Origin of the sequence: Nocardioides sp., assembly GCF_035503875.1 — a bacterium.
GTDB lineage: Bacteria > Actinomycetota > Actinomycetes > Propionibacteriales > Nocardioidaceae > Nocardioides.
This window is the reverse complement of the sequence record NZ_DATJTA010000070.1, coordinates 1-13,470: the sequence shown is the minus strand read 5'-3', so window position 1 is coordinate 13,470 and position 13,470 is coordinate 1. Positions and strand designations below refer to the sequence as shown.

The window sequence follows — 13,470 nt, the reverse complement described above, 5'->3', positions numbered from 1 at the left end:
CCTCAGGCAGCGTCGTTGGCACACCTGAAGCCGATGTTGCCCGAGGAGGACTCGGCGGTGTTGGAGGAGCGGGCCGCGACGCGGTAGCGGTTGCAGTAGCTGTCGTGGCACAGGTACGACCCGCCCCGCATCACCCGCAGCACCTGGGGGTCGTCCACCTCGGACGGCTCCGCCGCGACCGGGTCGGCGACGGGGTCGTCGCCGGCCCGGTCGGCGTACTCGGTGGCGCGGAACGCGTCGTGGCACCACTCCCACACGTTGCCGACGGCGTTGTGCAGGCCGTAGCCGTTGGGCTGGAACGCGGTCACCGGCGCCGTGGTCAGGTAGCCGTCGTCGAGGGTGTTGCGCCGCGGGAACTCGCCCTGCCAGATGTTGCAGCGCCACCGCCCGCCGTGGGTGAGCTCGTCGCCCCAGGGGTAGCGCGCCCGGTCGAGGCCACCGCGGGCGGCGTACTCCCACTCGGCCTCGGTCGGCAGCCGCTTGCCGGCCCAGCGGCAGTACGCCTGGGCGTCGCGCCACGACACGTGCACGACCGGGTGGTTCTGCAGGTCGCCGACGCCCGAGCGCGGCCCCGCCGGATGGCGCCAGTCCGCGCCGCGCACCGCCAGCCACCACGGCACGCCGTCCGCCCGCTGGAGGATGTCCGCCGGGGCGGCGTCGACCGCCAGGTGGAAGACCGCCGAGACGCCGTCGCGCTCGGCATCGGTGACGTAGCCGGTCGCCTTCACGAAGGCGGCGAACTGGGCGTTCGTCACGGACTTCGCGTCGATGAGGTACGGCGACAGCCGGACCCGGTGCACCGGCACCTCGCCGTCCGCGGCGTACCCGTCGCCGTGACCGTCGCCCATCCAGAACGTGCCCTCGGCGATCCGGACCTGGCCGCGGGTGCTGCGCGTCCCGCGCGGGACGGGCGGCACGGCCGCCACCTCCGCCTTCGGAGCAGCAGCAGGCGCGCAGCAGGAGCCGGCGTGCTCGTGCCCCGATCCGAGGAGCGGCAGCAGTCGCCGCCCGCCCTCGTCGTTCGTCGTCATGCGGGAAATTTACAGAATCCGCATGGACTCAGGCGATCTACGGCACGCCGCCCACCATGTGATCATTTCTAGTTAAGTCGCTTTAGTAACTGTAGTTTCCGGACACCACTCCCCCAGAGAAGGAAACCTCGATGCCATCCCGGAAACTCATCAGGGCGATCGCCGTACCGGCCGTCCTCACGCTGGCCAGCGCGAGCCCCGTCCTCGGTGCCGTGCAGGCCGGCACCGCGAGCGCCGCCGAGCCGGCCGACGCGCCGCGCCCGAACCTCATCTTCGTCATGGCCGACGACCTCGGCTGGGCCGATCTGAGCACCGACCTGGCCAACGGCGGCTACGGCAACGACTACAACGAGACCCCCCGGATCGACCAGCTCGCCGAGGAGGGCCAGTCCTTCACCGAGGCGTACGCCTCGGTCCAGTGCAGCCCGACGCGCACGGCGCTGCACACCGGCCAGTACGCCGTCCGGCCGACCAACAACGTCTACGCCGTGGGCGGCATCGGGGGCTCCAGCAGCGCCCCGCTGCGCGGCGTCACCCAGGGCCGGGTCGCCGAGGACGGCCGGACCGCCATCCCGGTGAACTACCCGACGGTCGGCGAGACGCTGCAGTACGCCGGCTACACGACCGGCTACACCGGCAAGTTCCACGTCACCGGCTCGATCGAGGAGATCGTGACCCACCACGGGTACGACGAGAGCTGGGGCGGTGGCCCGAACTCGCACGCCACCGAGTACTTCGCCACCGACGGCCAGTTCAACAACACGGTTGCACCGGCGCTGGACCAGTTCGCCGCCGACTACACCCAGGAGTACGTCGACGAGAACATCGCGCCGTACAGCGTCGGCGTCAGCGAGCAGCAGCTTGACGCCCTCGTCGGCACCGACAAGCACGTGACCGACGCGCAGACCGACGCGACGCTCGACTTCATCGACCGCAGCAAGGGCGAGCCGTTCTTCGCCTGGGTGAGCCAGTTCGCCCCGCACTTCCCGGTCAACGACGGCCAGGCGCGACCCGACCTGCTGGCGAAGTACCAGGCCAAGGCGCCGGGCCAGGCCCCCGCGAAGCCGTCGTACGGCGCCCTCACCGAGGGCGTGGACCAGTCGGTCGCCCGGATCGTCGACTACCTCGAGGAGACGCCCGACCCACGCAACGGCGGCAAGCCGCTCGCCGAGAACACGGTGGTCATCTTCACCTCGGACAACGGCGGCGAGGAGGACCCGGTCAGCGCCGGCGCCTTCAACGGCCCGCTGCGCGCCGACAAGGGCCAGCTGTTCGAGGGCGGCATCCGGGTCCCCTGGATCGTGTGGAGCAAGAACCCCGCGCTCGTCCGCGGCGGCGGCACCACGAACGACACGATCGTGAACAGCACGGACCTCTACACCACGCTCGCGTCGTACGCGCAGGCGAAGCTGCCGACGACGACGTTCCCCCTCGACGGCGTCGACCTGAAGCCCGCGATCAGCCAGGGCACCACGATCGACCGCGCGCACTTCCACCAGCTGCCCGGGTACGTCGGCGCGCAGGCCCCGGGGGCCATCGTCCGCGAGGGCCGTTGGAAGCTGTACTACCAGTACACCGACAGCTCCTTCGAGCTCTACGACCTCACGGCGGACATCGGCGAGACCACCGACCTCGCGGCCCAGGAGCCCGAGCGCGTCCTGGCGCTCGGCCAGAAGCTGATCGGCTGGCTCGACGAGACGAACGCGCCGCTGGCGACGCTGCGCGACGGCCAGGAGCCCCGGGTGATCGAGAACTTCACCGGCGACACCTACGCGAACGGCGAGGTGAAGCAGCACCTCCGCGAGACCATCACGATCGCGCCCGGCGACCAGGTCCCGTTCTTCCTGCCGAAGGCCGAGCCCACTGAGGAGCCGGGAGAGGACCCGGTCATCCCGGGCGCCCCGACGCCCACGGTCAGCGGAGCGGCGATCGCCGGCCGCACCGTCAGCGCCGTACCCGGCACCTGGCCGAGCGGCACCACCCTCGGCTACCAGTGGTACGCCGACGGCGCCGCGCTCCCCGGCGCGCGTGGTGCCACCCTCGCCGTCCCGCGCTCCACGGTCGGCAAGGCCCTGAGCGTGGCCGTCACCGGCACCAAGGCCGGGCACCGCGCGACCACCACCACCTCCGCGGCGACCCTGCGGACCGCGGTGACGGGCACGGTGCGGATCACCGGGCGGGCGCGGGTCGGCAGGACCCTGCGGGCCGCCGTCTCCGGGTGGACGCCGGGCGCGAAGGTCAGCTACCGCTGGCGGCTCGGTTCCCAGGTGAAGGTCACGGCCAAGCCGGCGCTGGCGCTCAAGCGCGCCCACGCGGGCAAGCGCGTGCGCCTCACCGTCGTCGTGACGAAGGCCGGGCACACCACGGTCTCCGGCACGTCGGCCAGGACCGCGAAGGTGGCCCGCCGCTAGCTCAGACGAGCTCGACGACCAGCGCGGCACCCATCCCGCCGCCGGCGCACATCGAGACGCAGCCGACGCTCGCATCGCGACGGCGCAGCTCGTGGACCATGGTCACCAGCATCCGTGCGCCGGTGGCGGCGATGGGGTGCCCGAGGCTGGCACCGCTGCCGTTGACGTTGACGATGCCGGGGTCGATGCCCAGCGCGCGCACGGCGGCGACCGGCACCGAGCAGAAGGCCTCGTTGATCTCGAACAGGTCGACGTCGCCGAGCGTCAGGCCCGCGCGGTCGAGCGCCTTCGGGATCGCGTGGATCGGGCCGGTCCCGGTGAGGGCCGGGGGTACGCCGACGGCCGACCAGGAGCGGATCCGAGCCAGCGGCGTCAGGCCGTGAGCCGCGGCGAAGTCGTCGCTCGCGATGCCCACGGCGGCCGCCGCGTCGTTGAGGCCGGCGGAGTTGCCGGCGGTGACGGTGGCGCCGGGCACGTCGGGCCGCAGCAGCGGCAGCCCGGCGAGGGACTCGACGGTCGTGCCCCGGCGGGGGTGCTCGTCGACGGCGAGCTTGCCGTGCGGCAGCTCCACCGGCACGGTCTCGGCCTCGAACCAGCCGTGGTCGATGGACTCGATCGCGCGCGCCTGGCTGTACGCCGCCCACTCGTCGACGTCTCGCCGGGTCAGCCCCGCGTGCCGCGCGGTGTTCTCCCCCACGGTGAGCGGCATGTCGAAGGCCGGCGCGTCGGGCGTGCCCGGGTTCGGCTCGGACATCCACCACGCCGGCGTACCGTCCGGGCCGGGCTTGGTGGAGGTCGGCTGGGTGCTCATGCTCTCCGTGCCGCCGGCGAGGACCATCCGGTCCATGCCGGCCCGCACCGAGGCCGCCGCCATCGCGACGGCGGACAGCCCCGAGGCGCAGTGCCGGTTGGTCGCGACGCCGGGGACCTGCTCGAGGCCGAGGCGTACGGCGACGTTGCGGGCGATCACTCCCCCGCCCTGGTAGCTCTCCGCGAGGACCAGGTCGTCGACCAGCTCCGCGGGCACCCCCGCCCGGTCGAGCGCGGCCCCGACCGCGACCTCCCCGAGCTCGAAGGCGTCGACGGCGGCGAGCGAGCCCTTGCGGGCGCGGCCGATGGGCGTACGGGCGGCGGAGACGATGACGGCGTCGATCACGGGCGGACGCTAGGACCGCCCGGCGGAGCCCCGCAAGCGGGCGTCGCACCAGCGGGACACCACCGTCCCGCCCGGGTCAGGGCCGTACGCCGCCGATCGCCGCGGTCGCCGCCGCGGCGGTGTCGAGCAGTGCGCCGACGTACTCCGCCACCGCCGCCACGTCCACGGGCGCCTGCGGACCCCACAGCGTGAGCGTGAGCGCGACGCGTCCGTCCCGGCCGAACACGGGCGCGCTGAGCGAGCGCAGCTCGACCAGGTCGGCGAGCGGCGTGGACGGGTTGTAGCCGTCGGTGACCCGCGCCATCGCCTCGCGCAGGGTCTCGGCCGAGACGCCCGGATCGCGCTCGTGCACGAGGGTCGAGATCCGCTCCAGGTTGCTGGTCTCCGAGTGGCCCAGCGCGATGGCGTACCCCCGCTCGCGGACCATGTCCGGTACGCCGCGCAGCCGCTCCAGCTGCTGCTCGGTGAGGTGGCCGGCGATGCTGGCGAGCCAGCGCTCCCGCAGCGCGTCGTCGCCGTACGCCGCGTAGCAGCTGCCGAGCGGAGCGGCGAAGGGCAGCCGCTGGCCGACCCGGGTGGGTCCGGTCGCGATCTCCGTGTGTCCCGCCGCCGCGGCGAGGACCAGCTCGTCGCGGACCAGGGCGATCGCGGTCACCTCGGTGCCGAACCGGTCGGCCAGTTCCTCCAGGTGCGGGCGCGCGAGGTCGACGAGGCGGAGCTGGTCGAGCAGGTCGGCGTCGGAGGCCGCGAGCGAGTGCGGCATGAAGGAGCCGTAGCCACCGCGGAAGAACAGCAGCGGCGAGTCGCCGTCCCCGAGGTCGAGGTCGAGCACCCGGCCGACCACGATCTGGTGGTCCCCGGCGTCGTGGACCTGCTCGGCGACGCAGTCGATCCAGGCGACGGCGCCGTCGACGACCGGGTTGCCGCCCGGCGAGGGGTGCCAGTCGATCCCGGCGAACTTGTCGGTCTTGCGGGTCGCGATCGCGCGGCAGACGTCCTCCTGGTCGGCGTCCAGGACGTTGACGCAGAAGCGGTCACCGGACTCGCGTAGCGCGCGCCAGGAGCTGGAGTTCTTGTCCGGCAGGAAGGCCACGAGCGGCGGGTCGAGCGAGACCGACGTGAAGGAGCCGACGGTCATCCCGATCGCCGTCCCGGTCGCGTCCAGCGCGGTCACGACCACGACGCCGGTCGGGTACTGGCCGAGCACCTGGCGGAACCGGGCCGGGTCGACGGTGGACGAGCCGGTCGTGCTGGTGGCGGTGATGGTCATCTCCGCTCCTCTCTGGAGTGATCACTACAGAGATTGCCACGCGCGCCCGGTCCGTGACAAGCGCCACGGTCGGTTCGGACGCTCAGCCCTCCGCCAGCGCCGCCTCCACGATGGCGACGAGGATGTCGATGGCCTCCTCCGCACTCCACCCGTCGTACATCTGCGCAGCGAAGAAGAGCCCGTCGGTGACCGCGACGACCGTGCGCGCCAGGTCGAGGGCGAGCTCGGGACGGCGTACCCGCAGCTCGACGTCGAGGTACGCCGCGAACCAGGCCGCGATCGTGGCGGTCACGTCGGCCCGGACGTTGAGGAAGTACTGGCGCGCCTCGGGCTCGACCTCGCGGGTCTCCAGCAGCAGCATGTGCCCGATCCGCAGGAAGTCCGGCGCCTCGGGCAGGCTCGAGACCGAGCGGGTCAGGATCGCGCGCAGCACGTCGGTCAGCGGCTGGTCGCCCCGCTCGGGCCGCTGCCACAGCGGCTGGCGCGAGATCCACTGCTCGAAGCTGTGCCGCAGCACCTCGGCGATCAGGTCGTCCTTGTCACGGAAGAACCAGTAGACCGAGCTCGCCGGCAGACCGGAGCGCTTGGTGACCTTGGAGATCGTGGTGCCCTCGTAGCCGCACTCCGCGGCGATCTCGGCGGCCGCCTTCAGGATCCGCAGCCGCGACGCGTCGCCCTCGCCGGGCAGCGCGGCGGACTCGCTCGCCGTGGTGTTCACGCCGCCACCTGCCGCATCCAGGTCAGCGCCTGCGCGTACATCCCGTCCGCGACCAGATCGACGAGACGGTCGAGGTGCCAGCCCTGGTCGGCGTGCACGCCGACGTACAGCCCGTCCATCACCACGAGCTGGAAGCGCGCCATCCGGTCGGCGACCACCGAGCGCCGCTCCTCGTCGCCCGCGGGCAGCACCTGCGCCCACCAGTCGTGGATCGCGACCCGGGTGTCCTCGCGGACCTGGAGGTAGCGGCTGCGCGCGGCCGGCTCCTTGGGCCGGTTCTCCAGGCCGAGCATCAGGCCGAGCCGCCAGAACTCCGGCCCCTCGGTGATCGCCCGGGAGGCGCGGTGCAGGCGGTCGCGGACCTCCTCGGCGGGGTCGGCGAAGTCGAGCCGGTCCGCCCAGGTGGGCGCGGCGTCGCGCCACTGCCGGTAGCTGAACTCCAGGGTCGAGGCGAGCAGCTCGTCCTTGTTGCGGAAATGCCAGTAGATCGAGCTCGCGGGCAGTCCGGTCGCCTCGGTCACCAGCGCGATCGAGGTGCCGTCGTATCCCCGCTCCGCGGCGATCGCGAGCGTGGACTCCAGGATCCGCAGGCGCGACTCGTCCCCCTGCTGGTGGCGTCGCGTCGTCTTTCGGGGCATCGATTCCCTTCCTCGTCTCGGACATTTTGTCGCGAAACCCTTGTGTGTGGCGTCACACCGTGGATACGGTCCCCTCGCGTCTCTGTAGCGATCATTCCAGTCACCGTAGTGATCGATACGGATCCTCGGGTCTTGCGCGTTTCCTGTCAAAGATCACCGGCCAGCCGGTGCCAAGGGAGTTCACCATGTCGATCCACCGCACCACCCACCGCCGCCGGCGGCTGGTCGCGCCCCTCGTCGCCGCGACCTCGCTCGCGCTCGCCCTGTCGGCCTGCGGGTCCGACGACGAGGGCGTCTCCGCCGAGGACGCCAAGGACCAGGCCGCCGACCTGGTCGGCATCCTCGGTCTGGAGGACACCGCCGACCTCGGCGGCGACCTCACCTGGGACCTCGGCGCCACGCTCACGCTCTCCGGTCCGACCGCCGGGAACAGCAAGGCGATGCAGAACGCCATCGACCTCGCCGTCGAGCAGATCAAGGCCGCGGGCGGCCCGAGCATCGAGGTGAGCGTCAAGGACATCGGCGCGCCCGACCCGGTCAAGGCCAAGCAGGCGATCGAGGAGCTCGGCGCCGAGGGCGTCCCGGCCAAGATCACGACGATGGGCGACGGCCTCGGCGCGATGCTCGCCGACACCGACAAGTACCGGATCCTCACCCTCGACGGCCAGGGCGGGGCCCAGGTCTTCACCCGGGGCACCGAGTACTTCTACGGCACCCGCGAGGTCGCCCCCGCCGACGCCGTACCCGGCGCGATGCAGTGGGTGAAGGAGGCGCTCCCCGACGCCGAGACCGTCGGCCTCGCCGGCGTCGACCTCGGCCCGCTGAACGAGCCGATCCGCGCCGACGTGAAGGCCAAGATCGAGGCGGGCGGCCTGGAGTTCAACGGGCTGTGGGAGACCGTCTCCCCCGCGGAGACCGACTTCAGCTCGCTGATCGCCAACGTCAAGAAGAACGAGCCCGACGTCCTGTACGTCGCGTTCGGCGGGGCCGCGCCCGGCGCGTTCGCCGCCGCCGCGAAGGCCGCCGGCATCGAGTCCGAGCTGCTCGCGATCGAGTTCACCCCGGAGGCGGTCACCGCCTCGAAGGGCGTGCTCGACAAGGACGGCCTGAAGTTCTCGATGGACTACTTCGACGCCGAGAACCCGGGCAACCCGCTGGCCGACCTCTTCGTCGGCGCCTACGAGAAGGCGTACGGCGCGAAGCCCGACTTCTACGCGGCCAACGCCTACGAGGAGGTCTTCGCGTTCTGGCAGCTGATCCGCGAGGTCGTCGCCGACGGCGGCGACCCGGACGACAGCGCGCAGCTGAAGGCGGCGCTCGAGGCCAACCCCGTCTTCCCGTCCGTGTACGGCGGCGACGAGTCCACCCCGGGCACGCTGGAGATCGACCCCGAGACGCACAGCGTCGCCCGCCGCCCGATGGGCGTCTACGAGTACAAGGCCGGCAAGGTCACCACGCTGGCGACGTACGACGTCGGCGGCGCCGACTTCCAGCTCGTCGACTGACCCATGCAGAGCCTCCTGGACGCCGAGCTGCTGCAGCTCAGCCTCGACGGCGCGATCCGCGGCCTGCTGTACGCCGCGCTCGGCGCCGGCCTGGCCCTGGTCATCGGCGTGACGACACGGTTCCACTTCGCCTACGCGCTGACCTACACCGTCGCGCCGTACGCCGCGTACGGGGCGTTCGACTCCCTCGGCGTGCCGTTCTGGCCGGCGCTCGGCCTCGGCCTGCTGGCCGCCGTCGTCCTGTCGGTCGTCCTGGAGGCTGGCATCTACGCCCCGGTCGCGGCTCGGGCCGGCGACCGGGCCATGCTGGCGGTGCTGGTGACCTCCATCGGCATCAGCACCGCCGGCGTCGCCCTGCTGCAGCTGCTCATGGGCACCGGCAGCCTTCCCTTCTACGACCCGAGCGCGACACCGACGTACCACCAGGTCGGCGACGTGCTGACCTCCGACTTCGCGCTCTACGAGGCGGCCACCGCCCTCGCCCTGGTCGTCGGCCTGGCGCTGCTGCTGGCCCGCACCGGCCTCGGCCGCTCGATCAAGGCCGTCCGGTCCAACCCGGTCCTCGCCGGCACGCTCGGCATCAGCATCCGCCGGGTCAACCTGGCCTGCTTCGCCGTCGCCGGCCTGATCTCGGGCGCGTGCGCGCTCTGGTACGGCCTGATCAACACCGTCTCCCCCACGATGGGCGACTCGATCGTCATCTACGGCTTCGTGGTCGCCTTCCTCGCGGGCACCCGGTCCTCGCCGCTGCGTGCCCTGCCGGTCGGCCTCGCGGTCGGCCTGCTCGAGCAGTACGCCTCGATCTGGCTGTCGCTGCAGTGGACCCAGACGACGGTCTTCGTCGTCCTGGCCGTCTACCTCGCGGTGCTGGCCGGGCGGAGCCGCTGGCCGAAGGTGACCCTGCGCCGCCCCCTCGTCCAGCCCCAGGTGAAGGAGGCCTGACATGTGGGTCAACTACCTCGACCAGGCCCTGCTCATGGCGGCGCTCGCCGTCTCGGTCAACCTCCTGGTCGGCTACGCCGGCCAGGTCTCGGTCGCGCACGCCGCGTTCGCGGGCATCGGGGGCTACACGATCGCCTCGCTCGCGGGCAAGCACGAGTGGCCCTTCCTCCTCGCGCTGGTGGCGGCCGTGCTGTTCGCCGCCGCCGTCGGCACGCTCATCGGACTGATCGCCCTCGGCCTGCCCGAGGAGTTCCTGATCCTGATGACGATGGCCTTCTCGCTGGCGCTCATCGGCGTCTTCGCGACCTTCGAGTCGCTCGGCGGGATCATGGGCATCACCGGCATCTCCGGGCTGAGCCTGTTCGGCTTCGAGCTCGACGGTCCGCGCGACTGGCTGGTCCCCTGCGCGGTCACCCTCGTGCTGGTCTTCGCGATCTGCCACCGGATCGGCGAGTCGCCGTACGGCCGGGTGCTGAAGGGGGTCCGCGAGGACGTCGTCGTGACCCAGGCGCTGGGCAAGAACGCCTTCGCCTACAAGGTCGGGATCTTCGCCATCACCTCCGGCCTCGCCGGGCTCGTCGGCGGCGTCTACTCCGGCTGGCTCGGCCAGGCCACGCCGTCCGCGTTCAGCTTCCCGCTGGCCATGACGGTCTTCGCGATGGTGATCGTCGGCGGCAACGCCAACCTGTTCGGCTCCGTGCTGGCGGGCGTCGCGCTCACCATGATCGAGCCCGCGCTGCGGGTCGGCCTCGGCGTCGCCAGCACCGACGCGGCGCTCGTGCAGCTGGTGCTGTACGGCGCGCTCCTGGTGCTGGTGATGATCCTGCGGCCGCAGGGCCTGCTGGCCGAACGGTTCCGGCACGTGGAGGTCCCGGACGTCGACCCGGTCGTCCCCGCACGCACGACCCCCCGGGAGCCGGCGGCGTACGACGCGGCCGAGGTGGTGCTGCGCGCCGAGCACCTCTCCAAGCGGTACGGCGGGATCGTCGCCGCGAAGGACATCAGCCTCGAGCTGCGCCGCGGCACCATCACCGCGCTCGTCGGCCCGAACGGCGCCGGCAAGACGACCGCCTTCAACCTGCTCACCGGGGTGGCGGTGCCCGACACCGGCAGCGTCACGCTGAACGGCCGCGAGCTGGTCGGGCTGCGTCCGGACCGGATCGTCTCTGCCGGGCTGGTGCGGACCTTCCAGGACGTCCGGCTGCTCAACCGGCTCACCTGCCTGGAGAACGTCATGCTCGCCGTACCGCACCAGGAGGGCGAGCGGCTCGACGCCCTGTTCCGGCCGGGCCGGGGCATCGCCCAGGCCGACCGCGCCGTGGCCGAGCAGGCGATGGAGTGGCTGGCGTTCGTCGGGATGGCCGGCGAGGCGAACACGCCCGTCGACGCCTTGTCGTACGGCCAGACCAAGATGGTGAACATCGCGCGCACGCTGGCCACGCAGGCCGACGTACTGCTGCTGGACGAGCCGGCGTCCGGCGTCGACTCGATGTGGCTGGACCGGATGGTCTCGCTGGTCGCCGACACCCGGGCCGCGGGCCGCACCATCTGCCTGGTCGAGCACAACCTTGAGGTGGTGCGCGAGCTGGCCGACCACACCTACTTCATGGAGCTCGGCGAGATCACCGCCGCCGGCACCGTCGACGAGCTGACCAGCTCGGCCCGGCTCGCGGAGGCGTACTTCGGTGCCCAGTGATGTTCGAGAGGACGCGACGATGACCGAGACCCTCCTGGAGGTGACCGGCCTGGTGGCCGGCCACGGCCGCAAGCAGGTGCTGCACGGGATCGACCTGCGCGTCGAGGCGGGCGAGATTGTGACCCTGATGGGCCACAACGGCGCCGGCAAGACGACCGCGATCCGCAGCGTGCTCGGCGCCGTACGCCCGCGGGGTGGGTCCATCGCGATCGGCGGCCGGGACACCACCCGCGACCCGGTACGACGGATCGTCGCCGCGGGCACCGCGCTGATCCCGTCGGAGCGGTTCGTCTTCCCGGACCTGAGCGTCCACGACAACCTGATGCTCGGCGCCGCCAACGCCCCCGCGGGCTCGGACCGCGAGGAGCGGCTGGCGACGGTCCAGCAGCTGTTCCCGATCCTGCAGGAGCGGGCGGGCCAGCTCGCCGGGTCGTTCTCCGGCGGCCAGCAGCGGATGGTCAGCCTCGCCATGGCGCTGATGGCGCGCCCGCGCCTGCTGCTGCTAGACGAGCCCTCGCTGGGACTCGCGCCGTCGGTGGTGGAGACGATCTTCGGGCGGCTGCGTGAGCTCGCCGACACCGAGCGGCTCGGCATCCTGCTGCTGGAGCAGAACGTCAAGCAGGCACTGCAGATCGCCGACCGCGCCTACGTGCTGCGCTCGGGCTCGATGATCCTGGAGGAGAGCGCCGAGCTGATGCGCCAGCGGGCGGACTACTGGGACCTTTTCTGAATCGGCCCTCCCCGGGCGGCCGTCAGGCGTAGGTGCCGAGGTCGGCGACGAGGTCCAGCAGCGCGACCACGCCGACGACACCCAGGACGCCCCGCGCCGCCCAGGCGGCGACGGACCGGGACCCCGGCGACAGCCGCCCGACGACCAGGCGGACGAGCAGGGCGGCGCCGAGCAGCAGCGCCACGACCGGCAGCAGCACCCCGGTCGCGAGCCAGAGGATCAGCACGGCGCAGACCCGACGCACGTCGGCGGTCGCGAACCAGCTGCCGGGGCGCTCCCAGCGCTCGGTGAGCAGTGCGACCGCCGGAATGTAGAGGGCTGGGATCGCCAGGAAGAGTGCGATCGGCAGCCACGACGGTTCGAGCAGGGTGAAGTCGACGCCGTCGTGGACGATCAGCGCCCCGAAGACGACGGTCCCGCCTGCCGTGAGGCTGGCGATGCGCACCCACCGCGGTCCGATCGCGAGGTGCCGCAGCCCGAGGTAGATGAGCGCACCGACCAGCCCGAACTGGCAGGTGGAGAGCAGGAGCTGCGCCGTACCGCCGAACGTCACGCGGCCCATCTCGAAGCCGTCGTCGGAGATGACCCCCGCGTCCTCGGGGTTCAGCCCCGCCAGGACGCTCATCGCGATCCGGCCGCCCACGCCGCCGACGAGGACCCCGCACAGGGCGCCCGCGGCGGTGGCCGCGGCGAGGGTGCGCACCGCGGGCTCCAGAACCACTCGTGAGGACGTCACGTCGGTCATCCGCGCAACGTACTGCGGCGCCCGCGCCGCGGTGGCCCGGTCTGGACCGGACCAGGAGGAACTGTCCGTGGCTTCGTGCATCGTGCACTTATGGTCGAAGACGGTGGCTGCGCCATGTATATCGACGGGGACGGTGTCCCGTTCTGGCTCATGGAGCTCGCGATCCGCGACGTGCGTGCCAGGCACGATGACGTTCAGGTGCGCGCGTACAAGGACTGGACGAATCCGGGCAACAACCGGTTGATGGCGTCCTTGTGGGGCCTGGGGGCTGACCTCGTGCAGGTGAACCCGCACGCTGGCCTCAGCAACGGCACGGACATCGCGATCGCCGTCGACGTCGTCGACACGCACCACCTCGCCCCGACCAGGTGGGTCGCGTTGGTCAGCAACGACGGTGACTTCACCTCGATCGCCAGCTATCTCAGGCGAAAGGATGTCGGCGTGGTGGGCTACGGCGCCAGCGATGCCTCCGCTCAGCTGGCGGATGAGGGCGGGGTCAACCGGTGGAAGCAACGTTCATGCTGCTGTCGGGTTCGACAGGAGCTCGGCCAGCGCTTGGGCTGGGGTCTTGAGTCCCAGGGTAGGGCGGGGTCGCTTGTTGAGGGTCGCGGCGATGCGTTCGAGGTCC

Annotated in this window: 11 protein-coding genes and 2 pseudogenes; 6 read left to right on the top strand and 7 right to left on the bottom strand. The window is 72.0% G+C overall.

The annotated features are described in order from the left end of the window. Positions 1–2: 2 nt before the first annotated feature. Positions 3–1,031: a formylglycine-generating enzyme family protein gene (locus VMF51_RS16535; RefSeq protein WP_325475553.1), complete on the bottom strand. Its 1,029-nt coding sequence runs from the start codon at positions 1,029–1,031 to the stop codon at positions 3–5. Between the two features lie 131 nt (positions 1,032–1,162). On the opposite strand from VMF51_RS16535, the gene VMF51_RS16530 reads away from it, so the two are divergent. Beyond that, positions 1,163–3,442 (top strand): sulfatase-like hydrolase/transferase, encoded by a 2,280-nt coding sequence (locus VMF51_RS16530; protein ID WP_325475552.1) that lies wholly within the window; start codon positions 1,163–1,165, stop codon positions 3,440–3,442. Position 3,443: 1 nt separating this feature from the next. Here the strand turns inward: VMF51_RS16530 and VMF51_RS16525 are convergent, their stop codons facing one another. The 4 genes from VMF51_RS16525 to VMF51_RS16510 form a co-directional block, all read right to left on the bottom strand. Beyond that, a complete protein-coding gene (locus VMF51_RS16525; protein WP_325475551.1) occupies positions 3,444–4,598 on the bottom strand; it encodes a thiolase family protein in 1,155 nt (384 codons plus the stop codon). Positions 4,599–4,674: 76 nt separating this feature from the next. Next, a complete protein-coding gene (locus tag VMF51_RS16520; RefSeq protein WP_325475550.1) occupies positions 4,675–5,868 on the bottom strand; it encodes a flavin reductase in 1,194 nt (397 codons plus the stop codon). Positions 5,869–5,950: 82 nt separating this feature from the next. Beyond that, positions 5,951–6,586 carry a TetR/AcrR family transcriptional regulator gene (locus tag VMF51_RS16515; protein WP_325475549.1) on the bottom strand — a complete coding sequence of 212 codons (636 nt, stop codon included), beginning with the start codon at positions 6,584–6,586 and terminating at the stop codon, positions 5,951–5,953. Further along, complete coding sequence (locus tag VMF51_RS16510; RefSeq protein ID WP_325475548.1) at positions 6,583–7,224, bottom strand: helix-turn-helix domain-containing protein; 642 nt, start codon at positions 7,222–7,224, stop codon at positions 6,583–6,585. Before VMF51_RS16510 ends, VMF51_RS16515 begins: the two co-directional genes overlap by 4 nt. Positions 7,225–7,409: 185 nt before the next feature. Here VMF51_RS16510 and VMF51_RS16505 point away from each other — a divergent pair, with 185 nt between their 5' ends. The 4 genes from VMF51_RS16505 to VMF51_RS16490 are packed head-to-tail and all read left to right on the top strand — an operon-like array spanning position 7,410 to position 12,097. Further along, complete coding sequence (locus VMF51_RS16505) at positions 7,410–8,729, top strand: ABC transporter substrate-binding protein (protein ID WP_325475547.1); 1,320 nt, start codon at positions 7,410–7,412, stop codon at positions 8,727–8,729. 3 nt (positions 8,730–8,732) lie between these two features. Continuing rightward, positions 8,733–9,671: a branched-chain amino acid ABC transporter permease gene (locus VMF51_RS16500; protein ID WP_325475546.1), complete on the top strand. Its 939-nt coding sequence runs from the start codon at positions 8,733–8,735 to the stop codon at positions 9,669–9,671. A 1-nt stretch (position 9,672) separates the two neighbouring features. After that, positions 9,673–11,367: a branched-chain amino acid ABC transporter ATP-binding protein/permease gene (locus VMF51_RS16495; RefSeq protein ID WP_325475545.1), complete on the top strand. Its 1,695-nt coding sequence runs from the start codon at positions 9,673–9,675 to the stop codon at positions 11,365–11,367. A gap of 19 nt (positions 11,368–11,386) precedes the next feature. Continuing rightward, positions 11,387–12,097 carry an ABC transporter ATP-binding protein gene (locus tag VMF51_RS16490; RefSeq protein WP_325475544.1) on the top strand — a complete coding sequence of 237 codons (711 nt, stop codon included), beginning with the start codon at positions 11,387–11,389 and terminating at the stop codon, positions 12,095–12,097. Between the two features lie 22 nt (positions 12,098–12,119). Here VMF51_RS16490 and VMF51_RS16485 read toward each other — a convergent pair whose 3' ends face one another. Continuing rightward, entirely contained in the window at positions 12,120–12,842 is a 723-nt protein-coding gene (locus VMF51_RS16485) for a hypothetical protein (protein ID WP_325475543.1), read from the bottom strand. 90 nt (positions 12,843–12,932) lie between these two features. On the opposite strand from VMF51_RS16485, the pseudogene VMF51_RS25945 reads away from it, so the two are divergent. Further along, positions 12,933–13,253 (top strand): annotated as a pseudogene (locus VMF51_RS25945) (NYN domain-containing protein); the annotation flags it as partial. Positions 13,254–13,358: 105 nt separating this feature from the next. Here the strand turns inward: VMF51_RS25945 and VMF51_RS25940 are convergent. Further along, positions 13,359–13,470: pseudogene (locus VMF51_RS25940) on the bottom strand (IS30 family transposase); the annotation flags it as partial.

Excerpts from the sequence above, each read along its gene's own strand:
- VMF51_RS16535 (WP_325475553.1), bottom strand. The coding sequence starts at position 1,031 with ATGACGACGAACGACGAGGGCGGGCGGCGACTGCTGCCGCTCCTCGGA.
- VMF51_RS16530 (WP_325475552.1), top strand. The coding sequence starts at position 1,163 with ATGCCATCCCGGAAACTCATCAGGGCGATCGCCGTACCGGCCGTCCTC.
- VMF51_RS16520 (WP_325475550.1), bottom strand. The coding sequence starts at position 5,868 with ATGACCATCACCGCCACCAGCACGACCGGCTCGTCCACCGTCGACCCG.
- VMF51_RS16510 (WP_325475548.1), bottom strand. The coding sequence starts at position 7,224 with ATGCCCCGAAAGACGACGCGACGCCACCAGCAGGGGGACGAGTCGCGC.
- VMF51_RS16505 (WP_325475547.1), top strand. The coding sequence starts at position 7,410 with ATGTCGATCCACCGCACCACCCACCGCCGCCGGCGGCTGGTCGCGCCC.
- VMF51_RS16500 (WP_325475546.1), top strand. The coding sequence starts at position 8,733 with ATGCAGAGCCTCCTGGACGCCGAGCTGCTGCAGCTCAGCCTCGACGGC.
- VMF51_RS16495 (WP_325475545.1), top strand. The coding sequence starts at position 9,673 with ATGTGGGTCAACTACCTCGACCAGGCCCTGCTCATGGCGGCGCTCGCC.
- VMF51_RS16490 (WP_325475544.1), top strand. The coding sequence starts at position 11,387 with ATGACCGAGACCCTCCTGGAGGTGACCGGCCTGGTGGCCGGCCACGGC.
- VMF51_RS16485 (WP_325475543.1), bottom strand. The coding sequence starts at position 12,842 with ATGACCGACGTGACGTCCTCACGAGTGGTTCTGGAGCCCGCGGTGCGC.